Below are 593 nucleotides of genomic sequence, written 5' to 3'. Positions count from 1 at the left end.
CCCAGGTGAGATCATTCACATCGATATCAAAAAGCTCGGGCGTTTCGAGCGTGTCGGCCACCGCGTCACCGGCGATCCGAGTGGTCCGAACAAGAGCCGTGGTGCTGGCTGGGATTTCGTTCACGTCTGCATTGACGACCATTCCCGCGTCGCCTTCTCCGAGATCAAGCCCGACGAGACAGCGAACAGCGCTGTTCCCTTTCTCAAGGCCGCTGTGGCTTATTACAAAAGCCTCGGCGTCACCGTCACGCGTGTCATGACCGACAATGGCAGTTGCTACCAGGCGTTCGCCTTCCGCGACGCTTGCCGGGACCTGGGCATCAAGCACATCCGCACCAAGCCCTACACGCCGAGAACAAACGGCAAGGCCGAGCGCTTCATCCAGACCGCACTTCGGGAATGGGCTTACGCCCAAGCCTATCCAACATCAGATCAGCGCGCCCAAGAGCTGCCGATCTGGCTCCACCAATACAACTGGCACCGGCCCCATGGCGGTATCGACTCACAAACGCCGATCAGCAGGCTCGGTTTGACCAAGGACAACCTCTTGAGGCTCCACACCTAGGTCGGATTCCAGCTTACGCAGTCCGCTT

The 593-nt window shown here is 59.5% G+C and carries 1 protein-coding gene; it reads left to right on the top strand.

The window, feature by feature from the left end; genetic code table 11:
- On the top strand, positions 1-565 hold a 565-nt coding region (locus AC630_RS42655), incomplete at its 5' end, for an integrase core domain-containing protein (protein WP_143198799.1).
- Positions 566-593 lie beyond the last annotated feature (28 nt).

Source organism: Bradyrhizobium sp. AS23.2, from assembly GCF_001908185.1.
Taxonomy (GTDB): Bacteria; Pseudomonadota; Alphaproteobacteria; order Rhizobiales; family Xanthobacteraceae; genus Bradyrhizobium.
The sequence above is the reverse complement of the archived record's forward strand: the minus strand, read 5'-3'. Positions and strand labels throughout refer to the sequence as shown.